This is a genomic window from Actimicrobium sp. GrIS 1.19, assembly GCF_035984655.1.
GTDB lineage: Bacteria > Pseudomonadota > Gammaproteobacteria > Burkholderiales > Burkholderiaceae_D > Actimicrobium.
Genome location: NZ_JAXCHT010000004.1, coordinates 111,835 through 131,251 on the forward strand (window position 1 = coordinate 111,835; position 19,417 = coordinate 131,251).

The window sequence follows — 19,417 nt, forward strand, 5'->3', positions numbered from 1 at the left end:
ATCAGTAGCCGTCGTCAGAATCGATCAGTGAGAGCGCACGCTCTGCCGTATCCGTGATTGCCCACAGATAGTCGCTCTTGATCTGCTCATTGTGGTTGCAAAAATTCTCCAGTCCGTCACCACAGATCAACATGGTTTGCGCGTGCAAATGGGCAATCAGTTTGCGCAGCTCCTCGCGATTTTGTTTGCGGTGCATATAAACCACTAATTTCTCGGTTGCCATTCTATTCTCCAAAGCATGTTGGGTTTTTAATTTGGATATGGGAATCCTGACCCGGAATTCGTCCGCTGCCGCTTTTTTATCAATGTCAGATTCGCATTTTTGCGGTCTCATGAAAATAAACGCGGTCTTGTGGCCTTGGCCCAACGATAGCAATTTGAATGGATCGGCAACATCTGCAAAACGAGGACAGATTCTGTGGGAATAAAGCGCGTTGTGTGTCGGGGTTCCACTACAAAATCGCGCCGCCTGCCGCCTGCCGCCTGCCGCCTGCCGCCTGGCAAGGATGGGAACGCTATTTCACCAGCCCGTGTTCCAGCGCATAGCGCGCCAGTCCGGTATTGCCCTTGAGTCCGGTTTTTTCGAGGATGCGCGCCCGATAGGTCGTGACCGTGCTCGGGCTGAGATGCAGTTGGCTGGCAATGTCCACCAGCGTGACGCCGGCAGCGAGCAGCTTGAATACTTCCATTTCTCGATTCGACAATGTGTCATGCGGCAATCCGGCGCTGCCGCCCATCATGTCGGCCAGGCGCTCGACCAGCCCGGAGCTGACATACTTGCGTCCGGTCGCTGCGGTACGCACCGCTTCGACCATGACATTGGCAGGACAATCCTTGGTCAGGTAACCGGCGCCGCCGTAGCGCAGGGTGCGCACCGCATACACTTCTTCGGAGTACATGCTCAGGATCAGCACCGCCATCTTCGGCCGTTCGGCGCGCAGCTGCTTGAGCAGTTCAAGGCCGTTCTTGCCCGGAAGTGCGATGTCGACCAGTGCGACATCGAAGGTCTGCGCCTCGACCAGCTGCATGGCCTCGGAAGCCGAGCCGGCTTCGCCGGTGACCCGGATATCGTGGGCCGTATCGAGCATGAGCCGAACGCCGTTGCGCACCACCAGATGGTCGTCGACCAGCATCACGCGGATCGGTGTGGCACTCATGGCATCTCCTGCAAGGGCATGTTCACGGAAACTTCGGTCCCGCCGCCCGGTTTGCCGCAGATGCGCACGCTGCCGCCGAAATGGCCGACCCGCTCCTGCATCCCGACCAGTCCCCACGAACGCTGTTCATGGATGCGCGCGGCGTCCAGGCCAATCCCGTCGTCCAGAATGGCGACATGCAGCTGCGTGCGCGAGCGGGTCGCGCGCAGCTCCACGCGTGACGCGCGGGCATGGCGATGGACGTTGGTCAGGGCTTCCTGCACGACCCGAAACAGGGCAATGCTGCGGTCGGGATCCAGCTCCGTGGCGGCGGCGGTGTCATCGATCGACACGGACCAATCCAGCCCGGCACTTTTCGCGGTGCGCTCGACCAGCCACTCGATCGCCGACCAGATTCCCAGTTCATCCAGCACGCTCGGTCGCAGGTCGGTGATGACGCGGCGCACCGTGCCAATGGCGCTGTCGGCCAGCCGTGTCGCTTCCAGCAACTGCGCATCGATGGTGAGGTCGTTGCGTCGGGCCTGGTCTGCCGCCACCGACAGATAGGCCCTGATTCCGGTGAGCAGACCGCCGAGCTCGTCATGAATTTCGCGCGCGATCCGCTTGCGCTCCTCTTCCTTGATCCGCTCCTGATGCGCGCTGAGCATGCGCAGCGTTTCCTGCGAGTCGCGCAATCCCTGCTCGGCCTCACGGTGCTCCGTGATGTCGAGATAGGAACCCACCATGCGCACCGGCGTATTGAATTCGTCGCGGATGATCTTGCCCCAGACCCGCACGTGCCGCACGCTCCCGTCGGCGCGCAGAAGGCGCCGCTCGCTGCGGTAGTCGCGGCCTTCATGGATGCAGCGCCAGAACAGGGCCGCCGCGGCGCCGCGGTCGTCCGGATGGGTCAGCTGGTTGGCCAGTGCGACGGTCGGCTTGAGCGATTGCGGCGGCAGGCCGCAGATCGTGAAAATCTCGTCGGACCAGCGTAGCGTCTCGGCGGCAATGTCATAGACCCAGCTGCCCAGCTGGGTCACGCGCTGGGCGATGGTCAGGATGGTCTTGGTGTCGATCAGGGTTTGTTCCGCGCGGCGTCGCTCGTTGACTTCCTGGCGCAGCAGCGCATTCGAGAACAGCAGTTCGGCGGTGCGTTCCCGCACCTGATCCTCCAGCGCGGCACGGCCGATGCGCAGCGTGTCTTCGGCCGCCACCAGTGCTGTCACATCGCGTTGAATGCCTGCGTAAAAATGCGCCGCACCCGTGTCGGACTGGAGTGGGTACAGCGTCATTTCATTCCAGAACATGCTGCCGTCGCGGCGGTAGTTGCGCAACGTGATCCTGACCGGCAGGCGCGCGCAAATGGCTACGCGCACACGGTCATTGGCATTCTGGTCGACATTCTCGTTTTGCAGAAACGCGCAGCTGCGGCCAATCACTTGCTCCAGCGGGTAGCCAGTCAGCCGCGCGAATGCAGGATTGGCGAACACGATCGGCATGCCGGGCAAACTGGTGTCGCAAATGACAATGCCGTCGGCGCTGTCGTCGACAATGGATTCGGTGAAACGGAGTTGCAGTACGCTATCCATGCTGGCCTTGGCCAGACCGGCTGCCAGGGCGGGGCGGTCTGGATCGATGTCGATCTGATCAAGCAAACATTGCTTATTTCAACCAGATCTTACGATACTCGTCACGGTATCCGTTACCCGGATCGAAAGCATTCTTGCTGCCGCCATGAAATGCGTTGTTTTCAATCGTGGCCAGATAGGCGGGGGAAGTGTAGCCGCTGGGTTTGACGCCGGCGATGGCACGGTTGAGCTCGTCGACGATTTGCCAGCCCTGCAGATTGAGCGGCTCGGGAATGGTACCGATCTGAAGCTGCTTGTTGCGAATGCGCTGATAGGCGGTGTCGCTGCCATCACCAGCGGCAATCGCCTGCAAGCGGCCCAGTGTCGCGGCCATGGCAGGGTCTGCGCCTGGCGCGGTGAGCAAATCGAAATACAGGTCATTCATGCCGATCATGTGCGTCCAGCGATTGCCGAAGCGCTTCGACAGGTCGGTAATCCGTTGCCTGAACTGGGCGATGGTTTCCGTCGCGGGCACCTCCTCGACACTCAGCAACGAGCAGGTTTGGCATTGTTTGATTACATCGGTGGCATCGACCGACTTGGCAGCCGCATAGGCGCTGGACGAGTCGACAAACACCACGACCCCGGCGCGGCCCTTTGATTCAACCACGCCATACAGCGCGGCGATCTGCCCCACTTCGCGTGGGTCGGTGCCGACGTTGGTGAACAGACCTTCGCCCTGTACCGCTCGGGTGGCGGCGTGCCAGCCCACCACGGGAACGTTGAGTTTTGCCGCCGCTGCCAGTTCACGGGTCTGGTTGCGCGCATCGGCGCCGGCCAGCACGATACCGTCAGGCTTGAGCGCCAGCGCACGGCTGAAGGCCTCGGCGCGCCGACCCGGCACACCATAGCAATCGACTACCTGGACATTCCAGCCGACGGCCGCACCGGCTTCCTTGACGCCGCTTGCCACCCGGGCCGTGCCCTTGTCGCGCAAATCGGCGCCAATGAACACGATGACTTTGCTGGATGCGGCCTTGGGGCCGGCGACCGGACCTTCCCAATGATTCGAATACCCTTGCGCCCGGGCCACCCTGGCGTTGGCGCGACCCAGAAAAATGGCAGGGTCTTCCTGCGCAACGGCAGCGCCGACGATGCCGAATACGGCAGCAAACAGGACAACAGTCTTGGTCAGGGTCGATTTCATTTTATTATTTGTTTGAAAGTGAAGACGATCATGCCAGCCGATTCGTGGCCAGGCGCACGACACCAAATTACAGCCCGTTCATCGGTTACCAGGCCAAGCTTGAACAAATAGCATGTTTTGTTGCCATTGGTCAATTGATGTCGCTGCAGTGCTGTTTGATTCCGACAACGCGTCAGGCCAGCCGCAGTTGGGTGGGTGCCAGAGGCCCCTCGCTGATCTTGAAAATGGCCATTGCACCGGTCAACTCGATGGCTTGATCCTGCATGCTCTCGGCAGCTGCGGCAGCCTGTTCGACCAGTGCCGCATTTTGCTGGGTCATTTCATCCATCTGGGTGATCGCCTGGTTGACTTCGGCGATGCCAGCGCTCTGTTCCTGGCTGGCGGCAGTGATCTCGCCCATGATCTGCACCACATGATTGACCGAGGTGACGATCTCATGCATCGTTTTGCCGGCTTCATCGACCAGCTTGCTGCCGGTGCTGACCTTGTCGACCGAGTCACCGATCAGACCCTTGATCTCGCGGGCCGCGGTCGCCGAGCGCTGCGCCAGATTGCGCACTTCGGCCGCCACCACGGCGAAGCCGCGGCCCTGTTCGCCGGCGCGCGCAGCTTCAACCGCCGCATTCAACGCCAGAATGTTGGTCTGGAAAGCAATGCTGTCGATCACACCAATGATGTCGGCGATCTTGCGCGCGCTTTCGGTGATTGAATTCATCGTCATTACGACCTGTCCGACCACCGCGCCGCCCTTGACGGCAAAGCTGGAGGCGGAAATCACCAGGGCATTGGCCTCGCGCGCATGCTCGGCATTCTGCCGGACGGTTTCCGTGAGTTCCTCCATCGACGAGGCGGTCTGTTCGAGTGAGCTGGCCTGGGATTCGGTGCGAGAGGACAGATCGGCATTGCCCGTTGCAATTTCCCGCGAGGCTGTCGCGATCGTCTCGCTGCTCTGGCGTAACCGGGTGATGGTGCGCGTCAGACTGTCGTTCATGTCCTTGAGCGACTGCATCATCGCACCGGTTTCGTCGCCCGAATTGACTTCGATCCGGCCGGTCAGATCGCCATCGGCGACGCGGCGCGCAATCACGACGGCTTCGCGCAACGGCCGCACGATGCTGCGGGTGATGAAGAATGCCACGCCACCAGTCAGCAGCAACGCAATGGCGGTCAGTGCCAGGGTCAGGTTGCGGGCTTGCAGGTAGGTGTTGCGGGAGTCCTTGCTGGAGGCATCGACCCGTTGCATCTGCACCGCGATGATGGCGTTGAGCGCGGTGCGGTAGGCCAGTTGCGGCGCCTTGAAATCGGTCATCAGGAAATCGGTTGCCTGCTCGATCTTGTAACCGGCCACGGTCTTGAGGAATTCTTCCTGTCCGGCCAGATATTTTGCGCGCGCCGCGGCCAGGGTTGCGATCAGCTGGCGGTCCGGTCCGGTCTGCATCAGGGCATCGAGTTTGCCGGTGCGCTCCCGAATCGACTGGTTGGCCGCCTTGACCTGCGCCAGCTCGAGCTTGACCTTGCTCGGATCGAGCAGCACCAGCGTGTTGCGCATCGATTTTTCGCCGTCATCGAGCGTGGCCAGAATTTGGTAAGGCAGAAGCGTGCCGGGGACCTGATTGTTGACCAGTTGATCGGTTACCTTGTTGAGCGCATCCAGACTGACAACGCCGACGCCGGAAATGGCCAGCATCACCAACAGGCCGGATTCGACAGTTTCATGTTGTCTCCGGAGAAAGCCAGTTTTTTTGAAGCGATTTTTTGCTTTGACTATAGACCAATTCCCGTCGAGAAACATCAAACGCGTGCGTTTGTCGCGTACTTATCCAAATCTGCGCAACGCGTCGATCGCCAGCCCGGTACCAATGCTGCCAAATAGATCACCTTCTACCTGACGCGCGTCCGGTACCAGTCGTGCCACGCGTTGGCGCAGCGAGCCAACGCCACTTGAGCCGCCGGTAAAAAACACGGTATCGACCGCGCTGGCATCGACGCCGGCATCACGCAACAGGGCGGCGATGGTGCTCTCGACCCAGCCCATCAAGTGCGCGATGGCATCATCGAAATCGGCGCGCGTAATGGTCAAGTGCGGGCACGACGCGATCCGATCGAGGTCGAGCACCACTGATTCGGCCTGGGACAAGGCAATCTTGCCTTCCTCGACCTGCATCGCCAGCCAGTGACCGCCGCGCTCGCGAATCAGTGCCATCAAGCGCTCAAGCTTGTCCCGCGCGCGCGCGTCGCGCGCGATGTCGTTGAGCTGCAGCCAGGCCTTCTGGGTATAGGCCAGATTGATGGTGTGCCAGGTGGCCAGATTGAAGTAATAGCTGGAGGGCACCTCGCTATCGTTGTTCAGGCGGCTGCCCATGCCCAGCAACGGCATCACCGACGACAGGCTCAGATACTTGTCAAAATCGGTGCCGCCGATGTGGACGCCGCCGGTGGCCAGGATATCGTTGCGACGGTCGGCCTGGCGGGCGCGCTGGGGCGACAGGCGCACCAGCGAGAAGTCCGAGGTTCCGCCGCCGATATCGGCCACCAGCACCAGCTCTTCACGGGTGATCTGCGATTCGTAATCGAACGCCGCGGCGATCGGCTCGAACTGGAACGCGACATGCCGGAATCCGGCCGCCGCCGCGATGTCGGCCAGCGTTTGCTCGGCGAGCCGGTCGGCCTTGGCGTCGTTGTCAATAAAGAAAACGGGGCGGCCAATGACGGCGTGCGCAAACGACTGGTCGCTGGCGGTCTCGGCGCGCTGCCTGAGTTCGCCAATGAACTGTTGCAGCAGTTGGCGAAATGGCACCGCGCGCCCCAGTACCTCGGTTTGGCCATCGATCAGGCTGGTGCCCAGCAAGCTCTTGAGCGAGCGCATCAGGCGACCCTCATGCCCGGCCAGATAGTTCACCAGCGCGGCGCGGCCAAAGCTGACCTGGTCATCCTCGGCATTGAAGAACACCACCGATGGCAGCGTGAGCTTTCCGTCTTCCAGCGGCAACAGCGTCGGGCGCCCGGGACGGGACACCCCCACCGTGGAATTCGAGGTGCCGAAATCGACACCGCAGGCATTGGCCATGAAACACTTTCGTCGTGCTGAAGGGGGTGACGATGATAGTCGAACAGGGGCGCGAAGTCTTGCGTTTCTTCGCCCGGCAGCAAAGCAGCGACCGGCCTGCGCCTTGACGTTAACGTTAACGTCAGCTACCGTAGGCGGTCATGCATCCTTCCTCATCGAGACCCTCATGACCGACCTGTCGATTGCCCAAAAACTCACCGAATACAAACCTGCCAACAAGGTGCGTTTCATCACGGCAGCGTCGTTGTTCGACGGACATGATGCCTCGATCAACATCATGCGCCGCATCCTGATGGCCAATGGCGCCGAAGTGATCCATCTTGGCCATAACCGCTCGGTCGACGATATCGTCACCGCCGCCTTGCAGGAAGACGCCCAGGGCATTGCGCTGTCGAGTTACCAGGGCGGCCACGTTGAATATTTCAAGTACATGATCGATCTGCTGCGCGAACGCGGTGGCGCGCACATCAAGGTGTTTGGCGGTGGCGGTGGGGTGATTGTCCCGGAAGAAATTGCCGAGTTGCATGCTTACGGCGTGACCCGCATCTTCAGTCCTGAAGACGGCCAGCGCATGGGCCTGGTCGGCATGATCCTGTCGATGATCCAGGCCTGCGACATCGACTTGTCACAGTACGCACCAACCACGCTGGACGCCTTGACCGAGGGCGATATCGCGTCGCGGCACCGGCCGCTGGCGCAACTCATTACCGCGCTCGAGAACGACAAGGCCGCGCCCGCACTGCGCGCCGAACTGCTGGCCGCGGCAGCCATCATCCGCACCCCGGCGCTGGGCATCACCGGTACCGGCGGCGCCGGTAAGTCCTCGCTGACCGATGAACTGATCCGACGCATCCGGCTCGATCAGGACGATGCGCTGAACATCGCCATCATCTCGATCGATCCGTCGCGTCGCAAATCCGGTGGCGCGTTGCTGGGCGACCGGATTCGCATGAATGCGATCAGCCCGTGGCACGGCAAGGTGCGCGTGTTCATGCGCTCGCTGGCCACGCGCGAAGCCGGCTCCGAAATCTCGCAAGCGCTGCCTGACGTGATTGCCGCCTGCAAGGTGGCCGGGTTTGATCTGCTGATCGTCGAAACCTCCGGCATCGGCCAGGGCGACGCCGCCATCGTGCCGCACGTCGATGTCAGCATGTACGTGATGACACCGGAATTCGGCGCCGCCTCGCAGCTCGAAAAAATCGACATGCTCGATTTCGCCGATTTCGTGGCGATCAACAAGTTCGACCGTAAGGGCTCGCTCGATGCGTTGCGCGATGTCGCCAAGCAGTACCAGCGCAATCGCGAACTCTGGAGCCAACGTCCGGACGAGATGCCGGTGTTCGGCACCCAGGCATCGCGTTTCAACGACGATGGCGTCACTGCGCTGTATCAGGGTTTGCTGCCGGCCTTGAGCGCACGTGGATTGCAGGCCCGTGCCAGCAAGCTGGCGCCGGTCAGCGTGCGTTACTCGTCCGGCAAGAACGCCATCGTGCCGCCGGCGCGCAGCCGCTATCTGGCCGAGATCGCCGACTGCGTGCGCGGCTATCATCGCTTCACGGTCAAGCAGGTCAAGCTGGCGCGCGAGCGGCAGCAGTTGACCGAGGCCGCGCGCATGCTCGCGGAATCCGGCGCCGAAGACGCTGCCGCACTCCATGCCCTGGCCACGCAGCGCGAGGCGGCATTGAGCGCCGAATCCAGAAAACTGGTGGCGATGTGGCCGCAGATGCAAGCCGCCTATGCCGGCGACGAATACGTCGTCAGGATCCGCGACAAGGAACTGCGCACGCAGCTGGTCACCACCACGTTGTCCGGCACCAGGATCCGCAAGGTTGCCTTGCCGCGCTATCAGGACCACGGCGAGATCCTGCGCTGGCTGATGCAGGAAAACGTGCCGGGCTCGTTCCCGTTCACCGCCGGCGTGTTTGCCTTCAAGCGCGAGAACGAGGACCCGACCCGCATGTTTGCCGGCGAAGGCGATCCGTTCCGCACCAACCGCCGCTTCAAGCTGGTGTCCGAAGGCATGGACGCCAAGCGCCTGTCGACCGCGTTTGATTCGGTCACGCTGTACGGCGCCGACCCGGCGCTGCGGCCGGACATTTACGGCAAGGTCGGCAACTCCGGCGTCTCGGTGGCGACCCTGGATGACATGAAGGCGCTGTACGACGGCTTCGATCTGACCAGCCCGTCGACTTCAGTATCGATGACGATCAACGGACCGGCGCCGACCATCCTGGCGATGTTCATGAACACCGCGATCGACCAGAACCTGGAGAAATTCCGCGTCGATAACGGCCGTGAACCGACCTCCGATGAAGCCGCCAAGATCCGCGCCTGGGTCCTGCAAAATGTGCGCGGCACGGTGCAGGCCGACATCCTGAAAGAAGATCAGGGGCAGAACACCTGCATCTTCTCGACCGAGTTTTCGTTGAAGGTGATGGGCGATATCCAGCAGTATTTCGTGCACCATCAGGTGCGCAATTTCTACTCGGTGTCGATCTCCGGATACCACATCGCCGAGGCTGGCGCCAATCCGATCTCGCAGCTTGCGTTCACGCTGTCGAACGGCTTTACCTTCGTCGAAGCGTATCTGGCGCGCGGCATGAACATCGATGATTTCGCACCCAACCTGTCGTTTTTCTTCAGTAACGGGATGGACCCGGAATACACCGTGCTTGGGCGCGTCGCCCGGCGCATCTGGGCGGTGGCAATGCGCGAGAAATACGGCGCCAACGATCGCGCCCAGAAGCTCAAGTATCACATCCAGACTTCCGGCCGTTCGCTGCATGCGCAGGAGATCGACTTCAACGATATCCGCACCACGCTGCAGGCGCTGATTGCGATCTACGACAACTGCAATTCCCTGCATACCAATGCGTACGACGAGGCGATCACCACGCCGACCGACGAATCGGTGCGCCGTGCCCTGGCGATCCAGCTGATCATCAACCGCGAATGGGGCCTGGCCAAGAATGAGAACCCGAACCAGGGCAGCTTCATCATCGACGAACTGACCGACATGGTCGAAGAGGCGGTGCTGCTGGAATTCGAACGCATCGCCGAACGGGGCGGCGTGCTCGGCGCCATGGAAACCGGTTATCAGCGCGGCAAGATCCAGGAAGAATCGATGCTGTACGAACACCAGAAACACGATGGCACCTTGCCGATCATCGGTGTCAATACCTTCCGCAATCCGAAGGCGGGCGACACGCCGCAGAAGATCGAACTGGCGCGCTCGACCGATGCAGAGAAGCAGTCGCAGCTGGCGCGTCTGACGACCTTTCATGCGACCCATGCCGATACCGCTGCAGCGATGCTGGCAAAGCTGCAGCAAACCGTGATCGACGATGGCAATGTGTTCGAACAGTTGATGGAAGCAGTGCGGGTGTGCTCGCTGGGTCAGATCACCGACGCGCTGTTTGCGGTGGGCGGGCAATACCGGCGCAACATGTAACGGCGATCAGACGGCGATGACAGGCAGCCGCAGGATCGCTTCCAGTCCACCATCGGGATGGTTGCGCAGCACCAGCGTGCCACCATGGCTTTCGGCGACATTGCGCGCAATCGTCAATCCCAGCCCGGTGCCGCCGGTGTCGCGCGAGCGCGAGGTTTCGAGCCGGAAGAATGGATCGAACACCGCTTCGAGCTGATCTTCCGGCAGCCCGGGTCCGGCATCGTGCACCCGCAATACCAGCCGGTCGTGTTCGCGCGTCATCGTCACGCGGGCCTGCTTGCCATACTTGATGGCGTTGTCGAGCAGATTGGTCAGGCAGCGCCGCAGTGCGGTTGGCTGGGCAAAGATGAAGGCGCCGGCGTGACCCGCCAGCGTCACATCCTGGCCGGCATCGGCGGCATCGGCGCAGACGCTGTCGATCAGCGAATCCAGATCCAGCCGTTGCAGGCGCTCTTGCGAATCCATGCTGCGCGCCAGATCGAGTCCTTCGCGCACCATCGATTGCATCAGCGCCAGGTCGTCAATCAACTTGGTACGCAGTTCGGCGTCGCTGACTTTTTCGAGTCGCAGGCGCAGCCGTGTCAGCGGTGTCTGCAAATCATGGGTGATCGCCGCCAGCATGTGGGTGCGATGGGCCACCTGACGGCGGATGCGTTGCTGCATGGCGTTGAACGCGCTGGCGGCCTGGCGGATTTCGGTCGGCCCGGTTTCCGGCAATGGCGGACGGTCAAGGTCGCTGCCCAGTGCCCCGGCGGCATCGGCCAGTTGGCGAATCGGACGCGCGGTCATGCGCGCGACAAAATACGCCAGCAAGCCAATCAATAGCAGGAACAGGCCGTGATACGCCGTCGGCAGTGGCGGCCGTGACCGGAGTCCGAAGGGGCCGCCACTGCTGCGCAATTGCACGCGCAGCAGTTGGCCTTCCGACAGGCCGACCAGCACTACGCGGCAATCGTGATCGCGGTGCATCTGAAACAGCAGGCGTTCAAATGGTGGATGGTCGACCGCACCCAATTGCGGCGGCGGCAGCGGGCGCGATTGACACGGCGCACCCTGCTGCAGGGCGATTTGTCGCTGTGCGCCCAGCCTTACCTTGAGCAGCTCCACCAGCGCATTGTCGCCGCTGCCGCCGGTCGGCATCGGCCCGTCGACCAGCGAGGCCAGCATGCCGAAATTGGCGCCGGCCTGCAAGATCGCCGGACGCGAGGCCGGCTCGGTCTGGTCCAGTGCCAGCACCAGTTGTTCGATGCGTTCGGCACCGTGACTGGCGCGCATCTCTTCGATGGCAGCTTCCCGTTCCCGTTCGGCCAGCCATGCAGTAACACCGGTGGCCAACAGGATGCCGACCAGGAGAATCGCAAATACCCGGTTGGCGATGGAGCCGAGAAAATTTTTCAACGCTGGCTATCGACGGTGACGGTGGTCGAGAGCACATAGCCCTCGTTGCGTACGGTCTTGATCAGCAGTGGGGTGCGGGCGTCATCGGCCAGTTTCTGGCGCAGCCGGCTGATCTGGATATCGACCGAGCGATCGAACGGATCGGCTTCGCGGCCCTGCGTCATTTCGAGCAACTGGTCACGATTCAAGACCCGGTTGGGATGTTCCAGGAAGACCTTGAGCAGCCGGAACTCGGCGCCCGACAGGGCCACCACGGTACCGTCGGCGGCCTCCAGATGACGCGCCATCAGATCCAGTTTCCAGTTACCGAACAACATCGCGCGCGCTTCGCTGGTGGCCATGTTGGGCGGCAGCGCGTTGGTTCGGCGCAGCACGCTGCGAATGCGGGCGAACAGTTCGCGCGGCTCGAACGGTTTGGCGAGGTAGTCATCGGCGCCCATTTCGAGCCCGAGAATGCGGTCGAGCGGCTCGCCGCGCGCGGTCAGCATGATCACCGGCAGACTCGACTGGGCGCGCAGGTTGCGGCACAGCGTCAGGCCGTCTTCGCCCGGCAGGGTCAGATCCAGCACCACCAGATCGATGCGGTTGGCATCGAGCACCTTGCGCATGTCGATGCCATTGCTGGCCGTGAAGGTGCGAAAGCCGTTGCCATCGAGGTATTCGGCCAGCAAGGTGCGGATTTCGCGGTCGTCGTCAACGACCAGAATTTGTGTGAGGTTTTCCATGCGCATGATTATCCCCATTGATTGGCAGTCCGGATTGCCCGATGTGTAGCATTTCGTCTCAACGGCTGGTACGGACATAACAGGATACAAACTAGCCCGGCCGTACCATTTCAACGTGCCAGATGGCGTCTTCCAGATACGGCTGCGAGCAGGTCTGAAAGCCGAAGCCCGCGTAAAACTGTTCCAGGTATTGCTGCGCCCCGATGCGCACCGGCTGGCCGGGATATTGGGCGACGATGCGGCGTACGCCTTCGGCAAACAGGCGCTTGCCCAGTCCGGTGCCGCGCGCAGCGCGCGCGCACAGGACCCGCCCGAGCGACGCTTCGGCAAAGCAGATGCCGGGCGGGACGCTGCGCAGGTAGGCGCTTAATACGCGCCGGCCATCGCGGATCTGCCATGCCAGCAAGTGATGCGATAGCTGGTCTACACCATCCATGTCCTGGAACAGGCATTGCTGCTCCAGCACGAAGACGTCCTGCCGCTGCGCCAGGATCTCGTACAGCGCGTGCGTATCGAGCTCGTCAAACGCGGACCACTGCCATTCCACCGCCGGTTCCGCCGGGACCGGCGCGCTCATGACAGCAAGCGGATCAACGCGGTCGGATGCAGGCTGCCGCCCAGCAAACCGGCCAGTCCCATGGCCAGTCCGAAGCCGGTCGGCACCAACGCTGCCACATAGAGCCAGCGCTGCTGCGTCAGTGCGGTCACGGCCAGCAGCGAAATGGCGATGGCCAGCAGCGCGTCGGACAGGTCGAACTGGTCATCATGGAAATTGGCGCCGTCGTACTGCTTCTGATCGTCGTCGGCCAGCGTGCGCAACTCGTCTTTTTTCTTCTTCTGTTCTGCAGCGATCTTTTCGTAGGACGCAATGGCCGTGGCATAGGCTGGCTGTTGCGCCGCGCTTTGCCCGGGCGCCGCCAGCTGTAATTGCACGATGGTGGCGCGGGCAATTTCCTCGCGGATGTTACGCGCCTGATAGAACGCCCAGTGATCCAGTTTATTGGCCTGCGCTTGTTGCATGGTCTGGACGATGTTGTCGTCCTTGACCTTGCAGATTCCCATGAAGGTGGCGAGGATCGCGACCGTAATGGCAACCAGCATGTTCAGCCGCGATGCGGCGCGGTCAAGCGCGGGACCGGTTTCTGTGGCATCGACGGCATCGAGGGGATTGATTTCCATGGGGGATTCGGGTGGTGGAGGACGGCCTGTATTGTGCCATCAGAAGGGTCCGGTAAAAACAAAGCGTTTGCGCCGGTGAACTTTCAGTCCGGCCGGAACGAATGTGGCAGGCGGCCCCCAAACACGTTCAACAACGAGAAACGCCTTCAGGGAGGTAACCGCTCCAGGAGTCCGCATGACACTCGACAAATTATGCCGCTTCACATTCTGTCATCGCAAGCAGTGCGAACGAGCCGCTGCCGCCGCGATGTCTCCACAACCCTTTTCGCTACACCCGCTGAAAGCCGGATTTGCAGCGCTCGCGACTGCGCTGCTGGCTGGCCCGTTCGACACGCTGCAAGCCCAGCCACAATCCCAGCCACAAGCGGAAACCGCTGCGCCACTGGCATCCCTGAAAAGCGTACCGGTGCCCGGGCCGAGCGCGGCCGAGCTGGACGCGCTCATTCAGAACAAGCGCAGCGCCGTTGTGCTGGGCAAGGCGCTGTTCTGGGATACCCGGGTCGGCAGCGACAACAAGATTGCCTGCGCCAGTTGCCACTTCCACGCCGGCGCGGACAACCGCGTCAAGAACCAGATCAGCCCGGGACTGCTGGCCGGCGACAAGACCTTTCAGTTGGGCGGCCCGAACAGCACCGTGACGGTGGCCGATTTTCCGCTGACGCGGCTGGCCGGTGTCGACGATCCGAGCGCAGCCGGGCGCGATGTCAATGACGTGGTGGCGTCGCAAGGTGCGCTGTCGACCCTGTTCGGCCATGCCAACCGGGCCGGCCAGGCCGATACCTGCACGCTGGTGCCGGATGCGGTCGGGCAGGGCGGTTCGGGTTTCAACGTGAATGGCGTCAACACGCGCCGGGTCGAGCCGCGCAACGCGCCCAGCGTCTTCAATGCGGTGTTCAACTTCCGCAATTTCTGGGTTGGGCGCGGCAACAACATGATGAACGGCGTCGACCCGTTCGGCCTGCGCAATCGCAGCGCAACCATCTGGCGCGTCGACAACGGCATCATGCGCGGCCAGTCCATGTCGCTGTCGACCTCGGCACTGGGCTCGGTGGCCTCCGGTCCGCCGCTGAGCGAAAACGAAATGAGCTGCCGCAATCGCAGCTTCGCCCACCTGGCGCGCAAGCTGGCGAACAGCACGGTGCTGGCCGATCAAACCATCGCCCCCGACGATAGCGCGCTGGGTGCGCTGGCGGTGCGGCGGCCGACTTACATGGAGCTGATCCGGCAGGCGTTCCGGCCCGAATACTGGAATTCCGACGCACGGGTCAACATCAGCACCGGCGAAGTCCAGGCCGCGCAGCCGGTCGATCTCGAGCGCGCACGCAATAATCCACGCGCGCAGCGGCGCCAGGAGCGCGACCAGCTGACCCAGACCGAAGCGAATTTCTCGCTGTTTTTTGCGCTGGCGGTACAGCTGTACCAAGCCACGCTGGTGTCGGACGACACGCCTTTCGATCGCTACGCCGCCGGCGACAAGCGGGCGCTGACGGCGCAGGAAGTGCGTGGCCTGAACACGTTCCGCGGAACCGCGCAATGCGTGCATTGCCATGCCGGCGCCGAAATGACCAGCGCCTCGGTGGCCAATGTGCTGGCGGAGGGCAGGCTCGATCACCGCGATGGCGCCAACGGTACGGTATTCCGGTATGACAATGGGTTTTTCAATACTGGTGTGCGGCCCACCGCCGAGGACCCCGGCGTTGGCGGTGTCGACCCGTTTGGCAATCCGCTGTCCGAAACCCGCATCGCGCAAAGCGGCAAGACTGGCTTGCTGGGCAACGGCTTCGATTTCGCCAGGGAGTTGGCCATTGCGGCCGATGCACCCACCGCCGTCGATGGCGCGTTCAAGACGCCCGGGCTGCGCAATGTCGAGCTGACCGGGCCGTATTTCCATAACGGTGGCAAGGCGACGTTGATGCAGGTGGTCGATTTTTACAGCCATGGCGGCGACTTCGCTGCGACCAACCAGCCGCTTCCGGATCCGACCATCCGCGTGTTGAATTTTTCGCAGAAGGAGAAAGAGGATCTGGTGGCGTTCCTGCTCGGCTTGACTGATGAGCGCGTGCGTTTTCAGCGTGCGCCTTTCGATCATCCGTCGATCTGCGTGCCACACGGGCACGCCGGCACGGCCGCTTCAATCCAGGTGGACGCCGCCGGCCGCGCTGTCGATGTCATGCAATGCATCGCCGCCGTCGGCGCCAACGGCTCGGTCACGCCCTTGCAACCATTCCTCGCGCTCAGTCCGTATCAGCGTTAGGGCGCCGGGACGCCGACCCGGGTCATGATGTACAGCGCCGGGCGGTCCAGCTGGTCGCTGCCCGAGCCGTACAAAATGCGCAGGTCGGCATCGGTGTAGACCTCGTTGAGCGCGCCGCTGCCGAAAAACCAGCGCACGATCCAGCTCGGCACAATCGAGGTATCGGCGACCAGCTTGCCGGTCTCGACGAGCGCCGGCAGGGCAGGAAGCGGCGGCCCTGGCCGCGGGCGGACGCTCAGCCCGGGGAAGTTGGTGAAGTGCACCAGCAGGCTGTTGGGATGCTGCGGGTCGGGTTTGAATTCGCCGCGCAGCAAGCCGATCCGTTCGGCAGCGCGGTTGCCGTTCTTGTACAGCGGTGTGACGTTGTAGTAGTAGCCGCCGGCGAACACCACCTGGTAAATTTCATCAACGCCAATCTCGGGATCGACGTCGCGTTTCTTGCTCTTGTAATTGTAGGGTCCCCACACCTGTTTCCAGGCACCGTACAGCAGCGGCAGGCGCGCGCTGAGTGGTGCTTGCGGATTGGCGGCCAGCAGCTGCTGCACCAGCGGTTCCAGTGCCTTCTGGCGGGAGAAGTCGGGGTCGCCCTGGCCGGCAAATGAGGTTGCCATGGCGATGATGCTGGTCTTGATCTGCGCGACATCCGCGCTTGCCGCGTGCGCCGGAGCGGCGAACAAGGCAACGGCAAACATGGCGCATGCAACGATGCGCTGGTGAACATTCTGGTCTGTGCGGGTCATGATGGCTGCTTGCGGCTGTGTCAAAGCGATGACGGTATCACGTGCGCCGCGGCCGCGCTCATGGCGCCGCCATCATTCCCGCAGCGCCGGATACATTGCGCGGCGCGACCATGCAAGCTGTGACGGAGCGCGTCCCGCCTTGACGCACACTGCCTGGTACAGCGAAATCCAGTCGCGTTCGAACGCGTAGGCGGCGCCCGCCAGATAGACCCGCCAGATGCGATAGCGCCGCTCGCCGGCAATGCGCCTGATATCAGCGGCACGACCTTCAAAGTTCTCCGCCCACAGCGCGCAGGTGCGGGCGTAATGACGACGCAGATTCTCCAGATCGACCACCTCCAGGCCCCCTTGCTGCATGGCCCGCAACGCCAATCCGATATGCGGCAACTCGCCGTGCGGGAACACGTATTTGCCGACAAATTCGCCATTGCCGTAGGGTGAATCGCCACTGTCGGGATCGGTCGAGGTAATGCCGTGGTTCATGGCGATGCCGTCGTCGGCCAGCAGCGCATGGATCTTCGCAAAATAGCTGGGCAAATTGCGCAGCCCAACGTGCTCGAACATGCCCACGCTGGTGATGCGGTCGAAGGTGCCGGTGACATCGCGATAGTCCTGCAAGCGGATCTCGATGCGATCGCTCAAGCCGGCCTCGGCCACCCGCCGGGTGGCCAGTTCCGCCTGCTTCTCCGACAGCGTGACGCCGACGCAGCGTGCGCCGAAGTGCTGCGCGGCCCGCATCGCCAGCGCGCCCCAGCCGCAGCCGATGTCGAGCAGGGTCTGGCCCGGGCGCAGTTGAATCTTGGTCAGGATGTGATCGATTTTCTTGCGTTGCGCCGTCGCCAGGTCTTCATTTCCGTGTTCGAAATAGGCGCACGAATACACCATGTTTTCATCGAGCCAGCACTGGTAGAACTCGTTCGAGACATCGTAGTGATACTGGACCGATTCCTGATCCTGCTTCTTGGTGCGACGGACTGCCCGGGTGACGCGGGCGAATTTTCCGTTGGGTTTGAGCGTGCGCGCGGCCAACGCGTTGCCGACTGAAATAATGGCGCCGGGATTGCCCTCGACATCGATTTTTCCTTCGACGTAGGCAGTGCCAAGATTGGACAGCGATGGTGTGAACAGGTAGCTCAGCGCGGAGGCATGGGGAATGCGAATGATTACCTGGGGTGGTGTCTGGCCGAGATGGATGCTGTTGCCATTCCACAGATCGACCCGCAGCGGCAGATTAACGTGGTGGCAAACCGAATCGGTCCATTGTTCGAGTTTCTTTTCCCAAAACATATTGTTCTCCCCACAGTGCGATTTACTTTCGCAGGGCCGATCCAGTCACCGGAACGGCATGACAAGCGGTTGTCCTGCGGCGGATGCCACAATGGGGAGAATAGTCCGTCAGGTGAACGGGTGAATTGCCATTCCGCACAAAATAGCGAAATTGCCCGACGGCGTCAGTCAATGACCGGGAGCGCCCGGTCCGGCATGCTCAGTGGCCGAGGGCCTTGTAGGCCTCGCGTTTGAAGGCAAAGGTGTACTTGCCCCACGGCCCAAGGTAACGCTGCGTCATCAATACGCCAGCGATGTTCAGGCGCGGATTAAACCACCAATCGGTTCCGGCCAGGCCGCCCCAGCTGACTTCGCTGGCTATCTCCGGTGGATCGAAAGGGCCTGCGCCCAGGACCACCGATGAACCCAGGCCGAAGCCGCGCCCGACAAACGGCGGCAGGTTGGGAAACGAAATTCCCATCCCGTTCGGCAATTGATTGGTGGCCATCATCTGGATGGTTTCTGGCTTGAGCAGCGTGCGGCCGCCGGGCATCATGCTTTGTATCAGCCGAACCGTGTCGCCCAATGTACTGAGCAGTCCGCCACCGCCGGACTCGAACGCCGGACGGGTCAGATAGCTGCTGGCAGGCGCCGCATCCGCGCGCAGCAAACCCGGTGTGCTCGGGTTGGCGAGGTCCACCCCGACGTACAGTGCGGCGAGCCGGCTGGTCTTGGACTCCGGGATGAAGAAATCGGTATCGACCATCTCAAGCGGTTCAAAGATATGCTTGGCAAGAAATGCGCTGAACGTCTCGCCGGAAATTATTTCGACAAGGCGACCCAACACATCGGTAGCAATCGAGTACTCCCAGCGCGCGCCGGGGTGAAACGCCAACGGCAGGGGCGCGAGGTCGGTGATGAATTGCTGCAGGTTTCTGGACGGATGCCGCAAGCGGGCGACGCTGTATGCGCGCGCCAGCACGGTGCCCGGGTCGAAGATGCCATACGACAGTCCCGACGTATGGGTCATCAATTGCCGGATTGTGATTGCCGACCGGGCCGCCTCAGTGTCGTCAATCGTGGTGGCTTCGGGCCGAAGCACCCGGCGATTGGCCAGTTCCGGAATGAATTTTTCGACTGGATCGTCCAGCGTCAAGCGCCCCTGCTCCCAGAGCAGCAGGACCGCGCAGGATGTAATCAATTTCGTGTTGGAAAACACGCGGAAGATATGGTCGTTGCGCAGCGGCGCCCCGGCTTCCCGGTCGGCGTAGCCATAGCAAAAGGTGTCGACCACTTCGCGGCCACGCAGGATTGCGGTCGCCACGCCCGGCAGGAATTGCTGGTCAACCTGTGCCCGCATTGCGTCGTGCAGGGCGGTCGTATTCACACTGGGCAAGGTTGCCTCCTGGCGCTATGGCTTGTTCGA

15 protein-coding genes are annotated in these 19,417 nt (G+C 62.2%); 2 read left to right on the forward strand and 13 right to left on the reverse strand.

Annotation, left to right across the window (positions count from 1 at the left end; translation table 11 throughout):
* Position 1 precedes the first annotated feature (1 nt).
* From RCH09_RS04985 to RCH09_RS05010, 6 genes are all read right to left on the reverse strand, one after another.
* Positions 2 to 223, reverse strand: a complete 222-nt coding sequence (locus RCH09_RS04985) for a hypothetical protein (protein ID WP_326939951.1) — start codon at positions 221 to 223, stop codon at positions 2 to 4.
* 292 nt (positions 224 to 515) lie between these two features.
* Positions 516 to 1,157 carry a response regulator transcription factor gene (locus RCH09_RS04990; protein WP_326939952.1) on the reverse strand — a complete coding sequence of 214 codons (642 nt, stop codon included), beginning with the start codon at positions 1,155 to 1,157 and terminating at the stop codon, positions 516 to 518.
* Positions 1,154 to 2,791 carry a PAS domain-containing sensor histidine kinase gene (locus RCH09_RS04995; protein WP_326939953.1) on the reverse strand — a complete coding sequence of 546 codons (1,638 nt, stop codon included), beginning with the start codon at positions 2,789 to 2,791 and terminating at the stop codon, positions 1,154 to 1,156. The genes RCH09_RS04990 and RCH09_RS04995 overlap by 4 nt, the downstream gene beginning before the upstream one ends.
* Before the next feature lie 7 nt (positions 2,792 to 2,798).
* Positions 2,799 to 3,911 carry a substrate-binding domain-containing protein gene (locus tag RCH09_RS05000; RefSeq protein ID WP_326939954.1) on the reverse strand — a complete coding sequence of 371 codons (1,113 nt, stop codon included), beginning with the start codon at positions 3,909 to 3,911 and terminating at the stop codon, positions 2,799 to 2,801.
* A gap of 172 nt (positions 3,912 to 4,083) precedes the next feature.
* Entirely contained in the window at positions 4,084 to 5,598 is a 1,515-nt protein-coding gene (locus RCH09_RS05005) for a methyl-accepting chemotaxis protein (protein ID WP_326939955.1), read from the reverse strand.
* Between the two features lie 129 nt (positions 5,599 to 5,727).
* Positions 5,728 to 6,978, reverse strand: coding sequence for an Hsp70 family protein (locus tag RCH09_RS05010; RefSeq protein WP_326939956.1), 1,251 nt, complete (start codon positions 6,976 to 6,978; stop codon positions 5,728 to 5,730).
* 166 nt (positions 6,979 to 7,144) lie between these two features.
* On the opposite strand from RCH09_RS05010, the gene icmF reads away from it, so the two are divergent.
* A complete protein-coding gene (gene icmF / locus RCH09_RS05015; RefSeq protein ID WP_326939957.1) occupies positions 7,145 to 10,429 on the forward strand; it encodes a fused isobutyryl-CoA mutase/GTPase IcmF in 3,285 nt (1,094 codons plus the stop codon).
* Between the two features lie 6 nt (positions 10,430 to 10,435).
* Here the strand turns inward: icmF and RCH09_RS05020 are convergent, their stop codons facing one another.
* The 4 genes from RCH09_RS05020 to RCH09_RS05035 all read right to left on the reverse strand — a co-directional run bounded on the left by RCH09_RS05020 (position 10,436) and on the right by RCH09_RS05035 (position 13,731).
* Positions 10,436 to 11,827, reverse strand: coding sequence for an ATP-binding protein (locus tag RCH09_RS05020; protein ID WP_326939958.1), 1,392 nt, complete (start codon positions 11,825 to 11,827; stop codon positions 10,436 to 10,438).
* The gene (locus RCH09_RS05025; RefSeq protein WP_326939959.1) at positions 11,824 to 12,552 is read right to left on the reverse strand and encodes a response regulator; all 729 of its coding nucleotides are present in this window, start codon (positions 12,550 to 12,552) and stop codon (positions 11,824 to 11,826) included. The genes RCH09_RS05020 and RCH09_RS05025 overlap by 4 nt, the downstream gene beginning before the upstream one ends.
* Before the next feature lie 91 nt (positions 12,553 to 12,643).
* Positions 12,644 to 13,129: a GNAT family N-acetyltransferase gene (locus RCH09_RS05030; protein WP_326939960.1), complete on the reverse strand. Its 486-nt coding sequence runs from the start codon at positions 13,127 to 13,129 to the stop codon at positions 12,644 to 12,646.
* A complete protein-coding gene (locus RCH09_RS05035) occupies positions 13,126 to 13,731 on the reverse strand; it encodes a DUF4337 domain-containing protein (protein ID WP_326939961.1) in 606 nt (201 codons plus the stop codon). Before RCH09_RS05035 ends, RCH09_RS05030 begins: the two co-directional genes overlap by 4 nt.
* A gap of 247 nt (positions 13,732 to 13,978) precedes the next feature.
* On the opposite strand from RCH09_RS05035, the gene RCH09_RS05040 reads away from it, so the two are divergent.
* Positions 13,979 to 15,985: a cytochrome-c peroxidase gene (locus tag RCH09_RS05040; RefSeq protein ID WP_326939962.1), complete on the forward strand. Its 2,007-nt coding sequence runs from the start codon at positions 13,979 to 13,981 to the stop codon at positions 15,983 to 15,985.
* Here RCH09_RS05040 and RCH09_RS05045 read toward each other — a convergent pair.
* From RCH09_RS05045 to RCH09_RS05055, 3 genes are all read right to left on the reverse strand, one after another.
* Positions 15,982 to 16,725 (reverse strand): hypothetical protein, encoded by a 744-nt coding sequence (locus tag RCH09_RS05045; protein ID WP_326939963.1) that lies wholly within the window; start codon positions 16,723 to 16,725, stop codon positions 15,982 to 15,984. The genes RCH09_RS05040 and RCH09_RS05045 overlap by 4 nt on opposite strands.
* Before the next feature lie 72 nt (positions 16,726 to 16,797).
* A complete protein-coding gene (locus RCH09_RS05050; protein WP_326939964.1) occupies positions 16,798 to 18,012 on the reverse strand; it encodes a cyclopropane-fatty-acyl-phospholipid synthase family protein in 1,215 nt (404 codons plus the stop codon).
* Positions 18,013 to 18,211: 199 nt separating this feature from the next.
* Positions 18,212 to 19,378 carry a serine hydrolase domain-containing protein gene (locus tag RCH09_RS05055; RefSeq protein ID WP_326940061.1) on the reverse strand — a complete coding sequence of 389 codons (1,167 nt, stop codon included), beginning with the start codon at positions 19,376 to 19,378 and terminating at the stop codon, positions 18,212 to 18,214.
* Positions 19,379 to 19,417: the final 39 nt, after the last annotated feature.

What these genes read in the sequence shown, in the direction of transcription:
- RCH09_RS04985 (WP_326939951.1), bottom strand. Translation starts at nt 223, where the DNA reads ATGGCAACCGAGAAATTAGTGGTTTATATGCACCGCAAACAAAATCGC.
- RCH09_RS04990 (WP_326939952.1), bottom strand. Translation starts at nt 1,157, where the DNA reads ATGAGTGCCACACCGATCCGCGTGATGCTGGTCGACGACCATCTGGTG.
- RCH09_RS05000 (WP_326939954.1), bottom strand. Translation starts at nt 3,911, where the DNA reads ATGAAATCGACCCTGACCAAGACTGTTGTCCTGTTTGCTGCCGTATTC.
- RCH09_RS05005 (WP_326939955.1), bottom strand. Translation starts at nt 5,598, where the DNA reads ATGCTGGCCATTTCCGGCGTCGGCGTTGTCAGTCTGGATGCGCTCAAC.
- RCH09_RS05010 (WP_326939956.1), bottom strand. Translation starts at nt 6,978, where the DNA reads ATGGCCAATGCCTGCGGTGTCGATTTCGGCACCTCGAATTCCACGGTG.
- icmF (WP_326939957.1), top strand. Translation starts at nt 7,145, where the DNA reads ATGACCGACCTGTCGATTGCCCAAAAACTCACCGAATACAAACCTGCC.
- RCH09_RS05025 (WP_326939959.1), bottom strand. Translation starts at nt 12,552, where the DNA reads ATGGAAAACCTCACACAAATTCTGGTCGTTGACGACGACCGCGAAATC.
- RCH09_RS05030 (WP_326939960.1), bottom strand. Translation starts at nt 13,129, where the DNA reads ATGAGCGCGCCGGTCCCGGCGGAACCGGCGGTGGAATGGCAGTGGTCC.
- RCH09_RS05035 (WP_326939961.1), bottom strand. Translation starts at nt 13,731, where the DNA reads ATGGAAATCAATCCCCTCGATGCCGTCGATGCCACAGAAACCGGTCCC.
- RCH09_RS05040 (WP_326939962.1), top strand. Translation starts at nt 13,979, where the DNA reads ATGTCTCCACAACCCTTTTCGCTACACCCGCTGAAAGCCGGATTTGCA.
- RCH09_RS05045 (WP_326939963.1), bottom strand. Translation starts at nt 16,725, where the DNA reads ATGACCCGCACAGACCAGAATGTTCACCAGCGCATCGTTGCATGCGCC.
- RCH09_RS05050 (WP_326939964.1), bottom strand. Translation starts at nt 18,012, where the DNA reads ATGTTTTGGGAAAAGAAACTCGAACAATGGACCGATTCGGTTTGCCAC.